The organism is Hymenobacter sp. DG01, from assembly GCF_006352025.1.
GTDB lineage: Bacteria > Bacteroidota > Bacteroidia > Cytophagales > Hymenobacteraceae > Hymenobacter.
Genome location: NZ_CP040936.1, coordinates 2,536,448 through 2,552,493, shown reverse-complemented (window position 1 = coordinate 2,552,493; position 16,046 = coordinate 2,536,448). Strand labels below are relative to the sequence as shown.

The 16,046-nt window shown below is 58.0% G+C and carries 13 protein-coding genes; 3 read left to right on the top strand and 10 right to left on the bottom strand.

The features are described from left to right. Window positions 1-61: 61 nt before the first annotated feature. The 3 genes from FGZ14_RS10760 to FGZ14_RS10750 all read right to left on the bottom strand — a co-directional run bounded on the left by FGZ14_RS10760 (window position 62) and on the right by FGZ14_RS10750 (window position 3,083). On the bottom strand, window positions 62-1,873 hold the full coding sequence (locus tag FGZ14_RS10760; RefSeq protein ID WP_139924112.1) for an ABC transporter ATP-binding protein: 1,812 nt from the start codon (window positions 1,871-1,873) through the stop codon (window positions 62-64). Between the two features lie 113 nt (window positions 1,874-1,986). After that, a complete protein-coding gene (locus tag FGZ14_RS10755; protein ID WP_139924110.1) occupies window positions 1,987-2,277 on the bottom strand; it encodes an antibiotic biosynthesis monooxygenase in 291 nt (96 codons plus the stop codon). A gap of 41 nt (window positions 2,278-2,318) precedes the next feature. Then, window positions 2,319-3,083 (bottom strand): alpha/beta fold hydrolase, encoded by a 765-nt coding sequence (locus FGZ14_RS10750; protein WP_257883413.1) that lies wholly within the window; start codon window positions 3,081-3,083, stop codon window positions 2,319-2,321. 306 nt (window positions 3,084-3,389) lie between these two features. Between FGZ14_RS10750 and FGZ14_RS10745 the strand changes: the two genes are divergently transcribed. Further along, window positions 3,390-4,967, top strand: coding sequence for a M20/M25/M40 family metallo-hydrolase (locus FGZ14_RS10745; protein WP_139924106.1), 1,578 nt, complete (start codon window positions 3,390-3,392; stop codon window positions 4,965-4,967). Window positions 4,968-5,179: 212 nt separating this feature from the next. Here the strand turns inward: FGZ14_RS10745 and FGZ14_RS10740 are convergent, their stop codons facing one another. From FGZ14_RS10740 to FGZ14_RS10725, 4 genes are all read right to left on the bottom strand, one after another. Next, the gene (locus FGZ14_RS10740; RefSeq protein WP_180754328.1) at window positions 5,180-6,643 is read right to left on the bottom strand and encodes a carbohydrate-binding protein; all 1,464 of its coding nucleotides are present in this window, start codon (window positions 6,641-6,643) and stop codon (window positions 5,180-5,182) included. Between the two features lie 547 nt (window positions 6,644-7,190). After that, on the bottom strand, window positions 7,191-8,051 hold the full coding sequence (locus tag FGZ14_RS10735) for a dienelactone hydrolase family protein (protein WP_139924104.1): 861 nt from the start codon (window positions 8,049-8,051) through the stop codon (window positions 7,191-7,193). Window positions 8,052-8,229: 178 nt separating this feature from the next. Continuing rightward, window positions 8,230-8,601 carry a cupin domain-containing protein gene (locus tag FGZ14_RS10730; RefSeq protein ID WP_139924102.1) on the bottom strand — a complete coding sequence of 124 codons (372 nt, stop codon included), beginning with the start codon at window positions 8,599-8,601 and terminating at the stop codon, window positions 8,230-8,232. A 70-nt stretch (window positions 8,602-8,671) separates the two neighbouring features. Further along, the gene (locus FGZ14_RS10725) at window positions 8,672-8,917 is read right to left on the bottom strand and encodes a Kazal-type serine protease inhibitor family protein (protein WP_139924100.1); all 246 of its coding nucleotides are present in this window, start codon (window positions 8,915-8,917) and stop codon (window positions 8,672-8,674) included. Window positions 8,918-9,162: 245 nt separating this feature from the next. Between FGZ14_RS10725 and FGZ14_RS22255 the strand changes: the two genes are divergently transcribed. Both FGZ14_RS22255 and FGZ14_RS10715 read left to right on the top strand, forming a co-directional pair. Then, on the top strand, window positions 9,163-9,597 hold the full coding sequence (locus FGZ14_RS22255) for a CsbD family protein (RefSeq protein ID WP_139924098.1): 435 nt from the start codon (window positions 9,163-9,165) through the stop codon (window positions 9,595-9,597). A 195-nt stretch (window positions 9,598-9,792) separates the two neighbouring features. Next, the gene (locus tag FGZ14_RS10715) at window positions 9,793-10,152 is read left to right on the top strand and encodes a YtxH domain-containing protein (RefSeq protein ID WP_139924097.1); all 360 of its coding nucleotides are present in this window, start codon (window positions 9,793-9,795) and stop codon (window positions 10,150-10,152) included. Window positions 10,153-10,720: 568 nt separating this feature from the next. Here the strand turns inward: FGZ14_RS10715 and lysS are convergent. The 3 genes from lysS to FGZ14_RS10700 all read right to left on the bottom strand — a co-directional run bounded on the left by lysS (window position 10,721) and on the right by FGZ14_RS10700 (window position 15,911). After that, entirely contained in the window at window positions 10,721-12,283 is a 1,563-nt protein-coding gene (gene lysS / locus FGZ14_RS10710; protein WP_139924095.1) for a lysine--tRNA ligase, read from the bottom strand. A gap of 213 nt (window positions 12,284-12,496) precedes the next feature. Beyond that, on the bottom strand, window positions 12,497-13,534 hold the full coding sequence (locus tag FGZ14_RS10705; RefSeq protein WP_257883206.1) for a hypothetical protein: 1,038 nt from the start codon (window positions 13,532-13,534) through the stop codon (window positions 12,497-12,499). A 229-nt stretch (window positions 13,535-13,763) separates the two neighbouring features. Beyond that, window positions 13,764-15,911 (bottom strand): carboxy terminal-processing peptidase, encoded by a 2,148-nt coding sequence (locus tag FGZ14_RS10700; protein ID WP_139924093.1) that lies wholly within the window; start codon window positions 15,909-15,911, stop codon window positions 13,764-13,766. Between the last annotated feature and the right edge of the window lie 135 nt (window positions 15,912-16,046).

Sequence of the window (16,046 nt, the reverse complement as noted above, 5' to 3'; positions counted from 1 at the left end):
GCCACTGATTGTTGAGTCAAGTGGCAGGTAAATGGATGAAGATAGATCAACAAGCCACTATTTACGCCGCCGTATCCGCTACTTCATCCCCGTCATCTACCAGCACGCGGGCCAGCTTCTCGATGTTGAGGCTGCGGGCCGAGGCGTCGAAGATTTCGCGGTAGGTGCCGCGCAGGTCGTAGAGCTGCTCGTGGGTGCCGCTTTCCACCATGCGGCCCTGCTTCATCACATAGATGCAGTCGGAATCCACGATCTGAGCTAGGCTGTGGGAGATGATGACCACCGTGCGGCCCTTTTTGATGGCGTCGAGGGAGTTTTTGATTTGCTCGGTGGCAATGGCATCGAGGGAGGCGGTGGGCTCGTCGAGGAAGATGATGGGCGGATTTTTCAGGAACAGCCGGGCAATGGCAATGCGCTGCTGCTGCCCACCCGAAAGCTGCTGGGCGTCGGACTGGTAGCCCTTGGGTAGCTCCATGATTTGCTCGTGCAGGTAGGCTTGTTTGGCGGCGGCCTGAATCTGCTCGAAGGTGGCGTCCATCACGCCGTAGCGGATGTTTTCCTCAATGGTACCCTTGAAGATGTGGTTTTTCTGGAGTACCAGCCCAATCTGCTGGCGTAAGGCGTGGGTGTCGTAGTCGGCCAGGGGCTTGCCATCGAGCAGCATCTTGCCGTGGTCGGGGGCGTAAAACTTGCAGAGCAGGTTGATGATGGTGCTCTTGCCGGCACCGCTCAGGCCCACCAGCGCGGTGGTTTTGCCCGCCTCAATGGTCAGGCACACATCGTGCAGGGCCTGGGTACCGCTGGGGTAGGTGAAGTCTACGTTGCAGATATCGAAGGTGCCCTGCAGGTGCTCGGGTTGCAGCGGGCCCGTGGGCTCGGTGGCGTTTTCCGCATCCAGAATGTCGAAGAACCCCTCGGAGTAGGTGAGGGCGTCGTTCATTTCGTCGTAGATGCGGTGCAGCTGCCGGATAGGGGCTGACACGTTGTTGAACAGCAGAATGTGGAACATGATGGCCCCAATACTGATCTGCCGATCAAGCACCAGGTAGGCCGTCAGGATAATGATCAATACTACCCCTATCTGTTCGGTGAAGGTCTTGAGGCCATCGTAGAGAAAGTTGGTCTTGCGCGTTTCCAACTGAGCTTCCTGCAGGTTCTGCTGGGTCTGGGCTTGCTTCTGCTCCTCGTAGTCCTCGCGCACGAAGCTCTTGATAACCACCGCCGAATCGATGAGGTTAACCAAGCCTTGGCTGCGGGCCTCGCGCAGGCCGCGCAGGGCCCGGCGGGTGCCATTGAGCTTATCGGCCTGGCGGTAGCTCAGCCAGAAGTACACCGGCAGCACGGCCACGGCTACCAGCCCTACATACACGTTGGCCGTGAACATAACCACCAGGGCCACGATGGAATTGGCAAACAGGGGCAGAATGTCAATGAAGAAGTTCTGCACCAGCTTCATCAGGCTTTCCACGCCCCGGTCGATGCGGGTCTGGAGCTTGCCGGTCTGGTTGCCGTTGTCGGCGTAAAAGCCCAGCTGGTAGCCCAGCACCTTGTGCACAGCGTCCTGAATGAGCGTGCTGGACACGTTGATGCGGATTTTCTCGCCGTAGAATTTCTGTCCGAACTGAATAAACGTATTGATGATTTCCTTGCCCAGCAGCAGCCCGCTCACCAGCAGCAGCATAGGCATACCGGCCGCCAGCGTAGCATTGCCGTTGAGCAGGCCCTGCACCGTATCCACGGTATAGCGCAACACAAACGGGTTTACCTGGGCGGCCAGGGAGCCTACCAGCGTGAGCAGCAGCGTGGCAATCACCAGCCCCCGGTAGGGCCGCACGTACGGAAAAAGGCGTTTTATAATCTCCCAGAGGCTCATCAGATCATTCAGGGCTAGGTAAGGGGTAGCCGATTAGACGAGCATAGGGGGGTAGGGGTTATCGGGGGTAGCTGAAAGAATGCTCTCCAGGGGCAGCGCCGACACAAGCGTGCTTACCCCACCACCGCATAGTGGTTCATTTCCTGAATACTTTGGTAAAACGGCTTCACCAGCCGGAAAAACGCCCCGAACTCCAGGCTTTTGCGGAAACCATTCAGGTGCCGCTCCACCGAGGTCCACTCGATGCGCCAGATGAACAGTTCCGCGTCTTCCTCGCAATGAGCAAGTTCGTAGCGCAGGCAGTCGGGCGCAGCAGCCAGGAGCTGATTGGCCTGGCGAATAGCCTCTACGAAAGCAGGCTGCTGCTCGGCGGCAATGCGGTAGCGAATGTACTCGACGGTCATGGCAGCGGGCGGAAGAAAGAGGTTGGGGCGGCTTTCTGCCGTCAGGCTGCTATATAAGCTTCTATGGCCTCCAGCGTTTCCGTAGGGGCGCTGACGTGAGGACAATGGCCAGCCACGGGCAGGGTAACGAGCGTTGAGTCCGGGATTACGGAGTGCAGGTAGTCGCCCACCTCCAGGGGAGCAATTAGGTCCTCGGCGCACTGCAGCAGCAGGCAGGGCACGCGCAGCTTAGATATATCGGCCCGGTTGTCTGATAGAAATGTGACGCGGGCAAACTGCTTGGCAATGGCGGGGTCGTTCTGGCAGAAGCTGTGCGTGAGCTCCGCCACCAGGGAAGGCTGGTTGGGGTTGCCCATAATGAAGGAAGCGAATGAGTCGGCCCAGCCTACGTAATCGGTTTCCATGAAGCGCAGCATCTGCTCCACGTCCATCCGCTCGAAGCCGCCATGGTAGCCGGGCTCGTTGAGGTAGTAGGGCGAGGGGCAGAGCAGGATAAGCTGGCGAAACAGTTCGGGCTGCCGGATGGCGGCCAGCACCCCGATAACGGCCCCCACGGAATGCCCTACCAGCGTGACGTGTTGCAGGTTAAGCTGCTGGCATATTTCGAGCAGGTCCGCGGCATAGCCGTCCAGGGAGGCATATTTTTCCGCGTCATAGGCACTAGAATCCGACTGGCCGGCGCCTACGTGGTCGAAGAGCACCAGGTGGAAGTGCTCCGTCAGCGCCGGGATAAGGTAGCGCCAGATGCTTTGGTCGCATCCAAAGCCGTTCACAAACAGTAAAGTTCGCTTCCCTCGCCCTAGCATCCGCACGTTATTGCGCTTTAGCACATTGACCATATTGCACTAAGTAAAATGTATGCGTAACAATAGATAAAAAAATAACCGAATAAGACAACTTATTTTCAAAATAGGAACCAGTGCCAAAATTGGAAGCATAAGCCAGCAAGCCCGCAGGCCGCCTTTGGTATGTCGCCTCGCTTGTACAGAGTGAGAGGAGGGAACTCATGTTGGGCAGGGCTAAGATTTGCGACGGGAACACGCAACGCCAGGGTTTATTTCGGTTCTTTAGCTTCCAGTAACCAGCATCTTCTTCACCACTACTTCCTCCGCATGAACGCATTTCGGCTCCTTGCACTAGCTGGCGGCCTCACGGTAGCTGCTCCTTCCCTCGCCCAACAGGGTACCAAGGCCGACCAGGCCACGCTGGCTAAAATCAAGGACGAAGGCCTGAACCGTTCCAAAGTAATGGAAACCGCCTTCTACCTCACCGACGTCTGCGGTCCTCGCCTGGCCAACTCTGAGGGGCTGAATCGCGCCAACCAGTGGACCCAGAAGCAACTCACCAGCTGGGGCCTCGCCAAGGCCACCATTGAGCCCTGGGGCACCTTCGGCCGCGGCTGGGATATCGATAAGTCGTACATCGCCATGACGGCGCCCTACTACCACACGCTCATTGGGGCGCCCAAGGCCTGGACACCCAGCACCAACGGCGCCCTCCGGAAGCAGGTAGTAGTGATGAAGGCCACCACCGAAGCCGAGCTGGACAAGTACAAAGGCCAGCTGCGCGACAAAATTGTGCTGCTGGACGTAACCGCGCCCAAAACTTCCTTCGAGGCCGACGCCAAGCGCTACTCTGATGACGAACTGCAGAAGATGGCCGCTTACAAGCCCGAAGCGCCGGCCGCTGCGGCCAACTCAGCCAGCGCCGAAATGGAGCAGCGCATGGCCCAGCGCCGTGCCATGCTGGCCCTGCGCACCAAGATGTCGGAGATGATGCTGAGCGAAGGCGCGGCCGCTGTCCTGAGCAGCCGGGGCGGCTCCGATGGCACGTTCTTCACCAGCAACGGCGCCCCCTACGCCGCCGACGCCAAGCCGGTACTGCCCGAGCTGGAAATGGCTCCCGAAGACCAGCTGCGCCTGATCCGGCTGGCCGAGGCGGGTATTCCGGTAGAAATTGAGCTGGAAACCCGCACCCGTTTCCAAACGCAGGATTTGAAAGGCTACAATGTGGTAGCTGAAATTCCGGGCACCGACAAAAAGCTGAAAAGCGAAATTGTGATGCTGGGCGCCCACATCGACTCCTGGCATGCCGCTACCGGCGCCACCGATAACGCCGCCGGCTGCGCCGTGATGATGGAAGCTGTGCGTATCCTGAAGGCGGCCGGCGTGCAGCCCCGCCGCACCATCCGGATTGCCTTGTGGGGTGAGGAGGAGCAGGGCCTGTTTGGCTCGCGCGGCTACGTGAAAAACCACTTCGCCGACCCCGCTACCATGAAGCTGCTGCCCGAGCACGAGAAGCTCGCCGCCTACTTCAACCTCGATAACGGCGCCGGCAAAATCCGTGGCATCTATGCCCAGGGCAACGAAGCCGCCGCGCCTATCTTCCAGGAGTGGCTCAAGCCCTTCGCCGATATGGGCGCTACCACCGTTACGCTGCGCAACACCGGCGGCACCGACCACCTCTCGTTTGACGCCGTGGGCCTGCCCGGCTTCCAGTTCATTCAGGACCCCCTGGACTACGGCACCCGCACCCACCATACCAATATGGACACCTACGAGCGTCTGCCCGCCGACGACATGAAGCAGGCCTCCGTGGTAGTAGCTTCCTTCGTGTACCAGGCTGCCATGCGCGACGCCAAGCTGCCCCGCAAGCCCCTGCCCGCCGCCAAGCCCGAGCAGCGGATGTAGAATGAGGTAATGAGGTGAGGAAGAAATGAGGCAAACCGTTGCAAAGACAACCGCCTCCATCCGGTCTTCACAAACCCCTACCCCCTTAAAAGTTAGCAAGGCCTTGACACCAATATGGTTGTCAAGGCCTTGCTATTTTAGGAGGCATGAGGGTAGGCAGAGTTACTATGTAAAGCCTGCTTTACCCTATTACTGATTCCCGCGTGTCCTAATCAGCGCACCATTAGTTTCTGGACAGAAGTGCCGGCGGCGTTGGTTACCTGAATCAGGTACATGCCGCTGCGCAGGGGAAGGTCTTTTGCTACCCTCACCTCCGAGCCAAAGGCCGTGGTTTGCCATACCTGCTTGCCCTGGGCATCCAGAATCTGCACCTGGGCCGGCGAGAGTTCCTGCTGGGTTGGGAGCTGAATGGTGAGGGGGGCGCCAGCTGAATAAGGATTGGGGTACACGTTCAGGCTCTTAGCTTCCTCGCTACCTGCCGTGGCAGCCAGAACGGCCGCCGGACGGGCGCTACCGGACTTTGTAATCCGAATCCAGTTGAGGTTCCAGCCGCCAGTCTGGGCAAACACCCCGAAGTTGTAGGTGCCCGCATTCACGTTCACCGTCCGGGATACCGTCGTCCAGTTCTGCCAGCCGCCCGTGGCCGGAATAGTGGTGTTGCCCAGCTGAATGGCGCCCGCGTTCAGGTCCGACGACAGCGTGCCGCCGCTGGGGCTGGCTACCCGGTACTCCAGGGTGTAAGTGCCCGAAGTCGGGAAGTTGATGTTGCTGTAGGCCATCCAGTCGCCGGCGTCAATGTAGGCCACGTTCTGGCCCCCGCCCGTGTCGGAGGTGGTTTCCAGCTGCACCCCGTTCATGGAGCTGTAGCTTTCGGCCTGAATGGTGGTGCTGGAGCCGGCGGGTGGTGGGGTAGTGGTGCCGCTTTTCTGGTACACCCGCACGTAATCGACGTACATGGTGGCGGGCAGCTTGCTCTCGTCCACGGTCTGGCCGGGCCAGTTGCCGGCTACGGCCAGGTTCAGGAGCAGGAAGAAAGGCCGCTGAAACTCCTCGGTGCTGCCCGTGCCGCCGCTGATGTTGATTTCGTGGTACTTCACCCCATCCACAAACCAGCGGATGTAGGTGGGCTCCCATTCCACGGCATATACGTGGTAGTCCTGGGGAGTCGTGATGAGGTTGCCGCCGTACTCGGCGTGGCCGTTGCTGTCCCAGTGCACGGTGCCGTACACCTTGTTTTCGGCGTTGATGTGCTCCATCACGTCAATTTCGCCGCAGGCCGGCCAGCTGACGGTGTTGATGTTGCTGCCCAGCATCCAGAAGGCCGGCCACAGGCCCTGGCCCAGGGGCAGCTTCATGCGGGCCTCAATTTTACCGTACTTAAACTCCTTCAGGCCCTGGGTTTTCATGCGCGAGGAGGTGTAGGGCATGCCGCCCACGTTTTCCTTGCGGGCCGTAATCTGCAGGATGCCGTTCACTACGCTGGCGTTGGCGCGCTGGTAGTACTGCTTCTCGTTGTTGCCCCAGCCGCCCCCGCCGGTTTCAAATACCCAGCTGGAGCTGATGCCGTTCGTGAATTCATCGGCCCATACTTGCTGATAGGTTTGGGCGTGGGAGGAAGCGGAGCCGAGCACGCATAGTGCAGCCGCTCCCAGCAGGGAGGTAAACCGGTGTTTCATTTGGTTGTGTGGGAGTTGGTGGAAAGAAGAGCAGCGGGGAAGAAGCACAGTGCGATGCACAGACTTCAGGAATCGGGAGGCTAATAAAAGTGGTGCATTACGGCTTACAATCAGCCTTATGCAGCACGAAGCACCACCCAAGATATTGCGGCAGGTTCCCGTTATGCAAGGGCCGGAAGTCATCTGCCGGAGCCCGGTTAGTCGAGCTTATACGCTTACGGCACATGAGCGCCCAGCCCTCCGCGCGGGCCTTATCGTGCTACCTGCCCGGAAAATTGCAACCCTCCGAACGGCTAAAAAACAATCCGGAAACACCCAAATGCCAAAGTTTTCTACCCTGCTCCAACAGTTTGCACTCCTGGCAGGGGTAGCCCCAGCACTCAACCTCGGCTTGTGTAAAAGCAAACAGCCCACCGCCTCCGGGGCAGTGGGCTGTTTGGATGGTTACCCAGCGGCCGGGTGCGCCGACAGCTTGGGCAAAGGGTGTGAGGTTCTATGCTTTCGAGTTGGGTAGCAAAGGCGAGCTACGAAAGGTAGCCTCTGAAACCTACCCCAGCTTTTCCTTGAACAGCTTCAGCGTGCGGCTCCAGGCCAGCTGGGCGGCCTCGGCGTTGTAGCGGGCCGGGGAGGAGTCGTTGTTGAACGCGTGATTTACATTAGCATACACGTACTGCTCGTACTGGATGCCGGCTGCTTTCAGGGCGGCTTCGTAGGCGGGCATGCCGGCGTTTACCCGCTCATCGAGGCCAGCGTAGTGCAGCATTAAGGCAGCTTTGATGTTGGGTACTTCCTCGGCGGGCGGCTGGGTGCCGTAGTAGGCCACGGCGGCGTTCAGCTGCGGATCATGGGTAGCAAGGCTGTTGGCCATGGCCCCGCCCCAGCAGAAACCCACGCAGCCGGTGCGGCCGTTGGAGTCGGGGCGCTGGCGCAGGTAGCGCAGAGCGGCCAGGTAGTTCTGCAGGTTCTGCTGCTTATCGAGCTTGCCGATGAGGGTGCGGCCTTCGTCCTCGTTGGCCGGCGTGCCCCCAAATACCGACAGGGCATCGACGCCCAAGGCCAGGTAGCCGGCCTTGGCCACGCGGCGCGTTACATCCTTGATGTGGGGCGTCAGGCCCCGGTTTTCGTGAATGACCACTACGGCCCCGCGCTTCTTTTTGCCTTTGGGGTGCACTAGGTAGCCCTTCATGGTCACGCCGGCCTCGCCGGGCCAGGTAACTTCCTCCACTATCAGGTCCTTATCGTCGGTGGGAATGGTGGCGGCCTGGGCATAGCCGGGTTCCAGCACGGTCAGCGCCGCTGCCGCCAGGGCCGTGCCGCCGGCCAGCTTCACCAGCCGGTCCAGAAACTCCTTGCGGGTAAGCGGGGCGTGCGTGTACTCGTCGAACAGGTTGATGATGCGCTGATCCATAAGCGGCAGAGTGGAAGTGAAGGGTGAGAAAGTAGCCAGATGAAAGGTAAGCAATAAGCCGGCCCCGATGCTACCCTCTCAGGTTAATGGAAAGCAAGCCGAAGAGCTCAAAACCTACCCGCCACAAACCAAAAAGCCCCACGGTACACCATGGGGCTGTTATTGTCAGAAGAAAAGGCTACTCTTCTTCCCGGTTCACGGTAGCCGGGCTGAAGGCCGGCACGCACACCGACCAGTACTCGCACTCCTCGCCAAAAGGGTTGGAGTAGCGCACCCGGGCTCCGGCCTTAATCAGCAACGATTCGCCGGCCCCCAGCTCTACTACCTCGCCGTCTATCTCAAACCGCTTGCGGCCCCGCACCACAATGGTTACCTCGTCAAACTCGGGGCGCTGGTGGGGCTCACTCCACTGCGGAGGCGCTACCATGTGGGCTACACTGTACTGACCCGTGCCGGTGCTGGCCAGGCCAATGTGTTCCTCTATCAGCTTGCCATCGGTAGTTGGGACAATGAACGGGTTCTGCTGGCGGAAATAGCGCTTTTCAGACATAACAGGAAATGCAAATAACGGGCAACACGGGCCTTAGCCCAGGCTTCGCCGGTGGTGAGGGGGTAGGGGGTTAGTTGCTGCTTTTCGGGGGGCACTCGCCGGGCGTGGAGCTGGTTACGCCCGCGTTGGTGGCCTGGCAGGCGTTGCCATAGGTTTTGCCGTCGCAGCCGCACACGGGCTTGTAGTCCATGGTGCACATAACGTCTTTCCGGATTCGGCTTTCGTCGATGCAGGAAGCCTGGGCCGTAGAAGCCGGATTGCGCTGGCAGGCCGCTGTAGAAACCAGAAAAGCTCCGAAAACAAGGATTTTTCGCATAGAAGGCAGGGGAAGCGTGTGGCCTTAAAGGTAAAGGACTGTTGCCACACGCAAACGATATATAAACGGTTGAATATTTTGCTAAGCTAATTTTTATATTGGCGCAAAACCTCGACCGCGCCGCGCCGTATAGAGGCCCATATCCTGTACAATGGCCTGCTGATTGATCGTCTGGGCCCGCTTCTGCTGAGGAACTGTCAGGATTTACCTCGAACCCTATTTTTCATTTCTCTCCCCTACGAATCATGTCCTACCACGAAGAAGACAACTCGGGTAAAATTCTCCTCGCTGCATTGGCTGGTGCCGGTGCTGGTATCATTGCCGGCCTGCTGATGGCCCCCGACAAAGGCGCCGCTACCCGCAGCAAGCTGGGCAGCGCTGCCACCAAGTACAGCGGCCAGCTGGGCGAGCAGCTCTCGAAATACGGTGAAGACCTCGACTCCCGCTTCAAAGGCTACATCGAGAAGCTCGAAGACATGGGCATCACCGGCGCCGGCTCTAAACTGAAGCTGAAAGGCAACTGGGACGAGCTGAAAGGCAAGCTGAAGCAGCAGTATGCTCAACTCACCGACGAAGACCTGGAGTATGCCGAAGGCCAGGGCGACGAGCTGGTGGGCCGTCTGCAAAATAAGCTCGGCAAAGCCAAGCAGGAAGTAGTAAAGCTGCTCAACGAACTGTAAGCCATTGCGGCTTCTGAAGCTAAAAAGCCCCCGCCAGCTCAGCTGGCGGGGGCTTTTTGTTGGGCGCCTACCCCCGGCAGGCGGCTAAACCCGGCCGATAACAATATCTAACCTACGCTATGCTTTTCGCGTTGTACAGGGGTAGCCCGGTGCGTGGCCGGACCTAGTGTGCTCATCTTAACCATGTTTTGTCTTATGCAAGACACGAAAGGCAAAGTTATTCTCTCCCTGTTGGTTGGGGCTACGGCCGGAGCGGTAGCCGGGCTTCTGCTGGCCCCCGAAACCGGCGACGCCACCCGGGCCAACCTCAAGAAATCGGCCTCCAAATGGGGCGACGGCCCGAACAAGCTGCTCAAGCAGGGCAAATTCGGCCTGGGCTCCCTGAAGGCCGAGGAACCCGCCTCCGACCAGTTGCGCACCGACCGCACCGCCGCCGATACGCTCCTGAATTCCCTCAGCGACTCGGCCTACGAAGTGTCAACCTCCGCCGATGCCGACTCCGACTACGATGGGGTGGGCGGCGACTCGCGGCACTACCCTGGCTACAAATCCTGAAAATATTTTCAGCGGTTTGTAACCCTACCCCCTAAGCGCCGTTAAAGAATATACAATCGGCTTAAGAGAAGATTGGAGAAATTACAGCAAGTAAAATTGCCGGCTCGTTGAGCTTCTGACAGGATCTGGTCAAACAACCCGTCAGTAAAATCAAGCGGTGTCCATCGCAAGCTTCTTCTGTAAACCCATTCGGAAGGGTAAGCCAGTTGTATTAAAAGGAAAGCCTCTCGCATTTATTTAGCGGGAGGCTTTCTGCTTTTCCGGAGTAGGAGTATCGGCCCCACTACTTTCCTGAAAAATTTTGCGCCGGCGTGTAACCCTGGTTGAGCTACCCCGTTAAAGATATCATAACCGGCTTACAAGAAGTTGGATACGCACCTGTTGTAAAATTGCCGGCTGTAGAGCTTCTGCAAAGGAATGGTTAACAAACCTTGGCAGTAAAATCGTACAGGCCCATCGCAAGCTTCTTCAGGCAAAGGCTGTTCAACGGACAGAATTAGTCAGTTAAAAAGGAAAGCCTCCCGCTGTACAGAGCGGGAGGCTTTCTGACGTTTCAGGGGGTAGGAAACTACGCTTCCGCCTCTGGCTTCGGCGCGTTTTCCGACTTGGTGTACTCCGGCTTCATTTGCGGGAAGAATAGCACATCCTGAATGGAGTTGGAGTTGGTCATGATCATGCTCAGGCGGTCGATACCGATGCCCAGGCCGGCCGTGGGCGGCATGCCGTACTCCAGAGCCCGCAGGAAGTCTTCGTCGAGCACCATCGCCTCGGTGTCGCCGCGCTTGCCGAGCTCCAGTTGGTCTTCGAAACGCTGGCGCTGGTCGATGGGGTCGTTGAGCTCCGAGAAGGCATTGCAAATTTCCTTGCCGTTGCAAATAGCCTCAAAGCGCTCTACCAGGCCCGGCTTGCTGCGGTGCTTCTTGGCCAGCGGCGACATTTCCACGGGGTAATCAGTGATGAACGTGGGCTGAATCAGCTTAGGCTCCACATGTTCCCCGAAGATTTCGTCGATGATTTTGGCTTTGCCCATGCTCGGGTCAAGGCCTACTTTCAGGTCCTTGGCGGCGGCGCGCAGCTCGTCTTCGCTCTTGCCATCAATGTTGAAGCCCGTGTAGTGCTCAATGGCTTCGGCCATGGTAAAGCGCTTCCAGGGGCGCTGAAAGTTGATGAGGTTTTCACCTACCTGCACTTCTGTTTTGCCGTGCAGCGTGAGGGCCACGCGCTCCACCATTTCCTCCACCAGGTCCATCATCCAGTAGTAGTCCTTGTAGGCTACGTACAGTTCCATTTGGGTGAACTCCGGGTTATGGAACCGGCTCATGCCCTCGTTGCGGAAGTCCTTCGAGAATTCGTACACCCCATCAAATCCACCCACAATCAGGCGCTTCAGGTACAATTCGTTGGCAATGCGCAAATACAGCGTCATGTCCAGCGTGTTGTGGTGGGTTTTGAAGGGACGAGCCGCCGCGCCACCGTACAGGGGCTGCAGGATAGGCGTTTCCACCTCCAGGTAGCCTTTGTCGTTAAGGTAGTTGCGCATGGCTTGCACCAGCTGGGTCCGCTTCACGAAAGCGTCGCGCACGTGCGGGTTCACTACTAGGTCCACGTAGCGCTGACGGTAGCGCTGCTCGGGGTCCGTAAAGGCGTCGTAGGTGATTTTCTCGCCGGTAGCCTCATCAACCCGCTCTTTTACCACGGGCAGAGGGCGCAGGCTCTTGCTTAGCAGCGTAAAGCCGGTTACGTGGATGGAGGTTTCGCCCACCATCGTCTTGAACACATGGCCTTTCACGCCCACGAAGTCGCCGAGGTCCACGAGCTTCTTGAATACTGTGTTATATAGTTCCTTGTCTTCGCCGGGGCAGATTTCGTCGCGGTTGATGTAGAGCTGAATCCGGCCCGAGGCGTCCTGCAGCTCCGCGAACGAGGCTTTGCCCTTCACCCGAATCGACATCAGGCGGCCGGCCAGGCTTACGTCCTGAAAGTTGTTGAGCTCGGGGTGGTAGTTCTCGAGAATCTCCTGGGCGTAGAAGTTCACGTCGAACAGCTCGGAGGGGTAGGGCTCAATGCCGAGCTTCTGGAGCTCTTCCAATTTGCCACGACGGATTATCTCCTGTTCGCTGAGGTGCTGCATGGTACAAGGTCTAAAAAGAAAGCCCACGCGGGGCCGGTAAAGTCAAGCTGCAAAAGTAGCGCGGCTCTAACACTTATTTGCATAAACCACCTAAGAGTTGGATAGTTGGCCAAAATGTATTGGTGGTAAGGTCAGCACAAACAAAAAGCGCCGGCCCAGGGGGCCAGCGCTTACGTGTATATGCAGTTGGACTACTAAAACAGCTCGGGTACCTTAGGCCGCCATGCGCATGGTCGGCTCGTTGTCGCGGAGCTGAGGCTCAACGCGGGTTTGCAGGCGCTCCTGCATAAAGGAGTTCTGCAGGTGCTTCGGCAACTCCGCCACCAGCTGCTGGTAGCGCTCCAGCCCCATAGCCTTGGCCACGTAGGTTTCGTGGATGCCGTTGAGGTAGCTCACAATGTTGAGCAAGGACTGGTGGAACAGCTTGAAGTCAATCTCAGCCTCCACGAAGCGCTCAATCTCACGGCTGGTCTGGGAAATGCGCAGGCGGCCCAGCAGGTCGAAGATGGTAGTGTAGCCGAGGCGCCAGGTAATCTGCTGCCAGTGAGCCGCCGTCCACTTATCCAGCACCTTGCCCGTCTTCTGGCTGCGCAATGCCGTGTTCGGGTTAGCCTGTACCTGCTGGCGGGTAGCTTGTGCCTTCAGCTTGCGGGTAGTGCGTAGGAACTGCCCGATCTGAGCCTGAGCATCAATCTCCTTGCTGGCAATGTGCAGCCCGGCTTTATAGCCCGCCAGGGGTAGGCGGTGAATGCTGAAGTCGCCGTAGGCGCCAGCCGCATAGAAGGAAATAGGGCGGGGGTAGGCATTGCGCACCACCAAACGTCCTACCTCCCTGCGGATCAGGGAAGGGTTGTTGCTGCGTACGCCGGCCGTGTACAGGAAGGCCTGCAGCCCAGCCATGATGGTATGATAGGCCTGTGGGAACGTCCAGTGCAGGGCGTTGCGCAGGTAGTCCTCGTCGCCCAGCTCGGCGGTAGCGCGCAGGGCATACTCGGTGCTCCAGCTAGCGTGCAGCAGCTTGGTAATAGCTTGTACGTCGGCCTCAGTCAGCTCAGCTTGGTGGGCCCGGAAGAAAGGCAGGTGCTGCAGGCCGCCCATGGCGTCGTCAGCCTCCTGGATGTGGTAGTTGATGGCGAAGAAGTAGTTCAGGAACACCTGGGCCGGAATGGATTTGCGCCAGATTTCCTCAGCCTGCTTCTGCTCGTCCGTTACGAGCGGAATAATGGTCGTTTCTGTGTTCATCGTTGTCATGCTTTATAAACCAAGATAGCAGGTTTTGAGTTCTTATTTGCTAAAAATATTGACATGATTTACTAAAATTATAATGCTGATTATTAGACATTTATAAATGATAATGAGGCGGTGTGAAATAAGTTTTTCAGTGTCGATTTGCTAACGATACATGAGGCATTGACCCAGAGCCAAAAAAGCCCCTGCACAACCAGTGTGCAGGGGCTTTCTAAGGGAACTGGTATCTAGACTAGATCTGGTCTTTCAGCACAGCTACGGCTTCGCGCAGGGTGATGTCCTTCTTCAGGGGCTTCACGAAGCGGGAGGCGCGGTTTACTTTAATCGTATCGGCACCCAACTGGCGCAGATCAAAGGTCAGCGGGGCTATGGCAATAGGCTGGGCCGCGTTTTGGATGGCTTCATACTTATCCGATTCCAGTTTAGCCTGCTCCTGCTCAGCACGGTAGTTAGCCAGCTTCAACGATACTTTCGTGTCGTCCTTACGCTTCACCATGCGGGCTACCATATCGGAGAGCTGCTTAAAGCTGGGGCTGCTATTAACCCGGGCCGTGCTGGCCTGGCGCAGCTTGTCGATGGCCGGAGCCGCGTTCCAGGCGCGGTAGCGGGCCGGCGTGATTTCGTCCCACTTCAGGGGGTAGTCGGTTTCCTTCTCACCCTGGTCGAGGTAGCTGTACGCGTCGGGCAGGATGATATCCGGAATAACGCCTTTGAACTGCGTCGAGCCGCCGTTGATGCGGTAGAACTTCGAGGTCGTGAGCTTCAGCGAACCGAAAGGCTTGATGCTGTTAAACTCGGCGGGCATAGCTTCATCCAGGTCAAAGATGCGCTGTACGGTGCCTTTGCCATACGTGCTGGCCGAGCCCATTACAACCCCACGCTTGTAGTCCTGAATAGCGGCGGCCAGAATCTCGGAAGCCGAAGCGCTGTACTTATTTACCAGTACCACCAGCGGACCGCCGTACTGCACGCGCGGGTCACGGTCGTTGAGGATGGTAGGAGCACCCTGGGAGTTGCGCACCTGCACTACCGGGCCGCTTTCCACGAACAGGCCCGCCATTTCTACGGCGTCCTGCAGGGAGCCCCCGCCGTTGAAGCGCAGGTCGAGCACTACGCCCTGTACGTTTTCGGCCTTCAGTTTCTCCAGCTCTTTCTTCACGTCGGCAGCCGAGCTGCGGCCCCCGTTGTCGTTGAAGTCGGCGTAGAAGTTAGGCAGCTTGATGTAGCCCAGCTTGGTGCCGTTGTCGTTGATGGTAGCCGACTGCGCGTAGGTTTCCTCAATTACAACCACATCCCGGATGATAGAGATGATTTTGGTGCTGGCATCAGGCTTTTTCACCGTCAGGCGTACTTCCGTGCCTTTCTTGCCCTTAATTATAGACACCGCCTTTTCCAAGCGCATGCCTTCCACCGATACCGGCTCGGCCGAACCCTGGGCTACCCGCAGAATAATGTCGCCGGCCTTCAGCTCGCCCTGGCGGTAAGAAGCGCTACCCGGGATAATGTCGGAAACCTTGATCTGCCCATCCTTTTCCTGCAGAGAAGCACCAATGCCCTCAAAGCGGCCAGTCATGGCAATATCAAAGGTTTCTTTGTCGCGGGGAGCAAAGTACTCGGTGTGGGGGTCGTAGGTGTTGGCAATGGTATTGGCATACATCGCCAGACGGTCATTGGCATCCGTCTGCTGCAGGCCCTTGAAGTAGTCATCAAAGTACTTCAGTACGCGCTTGCGGGCTTCGGCCTCCATCTGAGCCGGTGTGCGCATGGGCTCGGAGGTGGTGCTGGGCGAGGGGGTAGCGGAAGTAGAAGCCAGCGGCTTATCCTTCTTCTTGGCCTGCTCATCCATCATTTCCGATACGCGCACCATGGTCTGGTACTTCAGAAACTTACGCCACTCTTCGCGCTGAGCGGCAGCGTTGGCGGCGAAAGTCACCTTATCTGATTCCGTCTCGAAGGTTTCGTCGGTGGTAAAGTCAAACGGCTTCGACAGGATATCCCGGTACAGGCCCTGGATGTCCTTCACGCGCTGGGCCATCAGCTGGGTGCCCAGATCCATAAATTCGTGGGTGCCGCGCTGCACCTGGTTGTCGATATCGTTCTGGTACTTGCGCAGCTGCTCCACATCGGACTGCAGCAGAAACTTTTTGCTGCTGTCCAGACGCTTCAGATACAGGTCGAAAACCCGTTTGGAGAAGGCGTCGTCAATGCGCTCAGGCTGGTAATGAGCCTGGCTCAGGCCCTGGAGCATAGCCTTGATAAGAACTTCATCCTTCTGGGGTGAGCGGCCATCGTTGCGCCGGTATAGCTTATAAGAAGCCAACACGAACACCGCCAGCAACACCGAGGCATACAAGCCTATCTTGAGTCGGGGGGAAGACATGAACTAACGGGGGATGAAATGAAGAAAAGTCGGAGAAAAGGTGCCTGCTACAGGCTACGCACAGGCAATGCCGGCGGTTTAGAAGAAAACGTTAGGGGTAAGGAAATAAGTGCCCGCGTGGGGTCTTTGCTATCA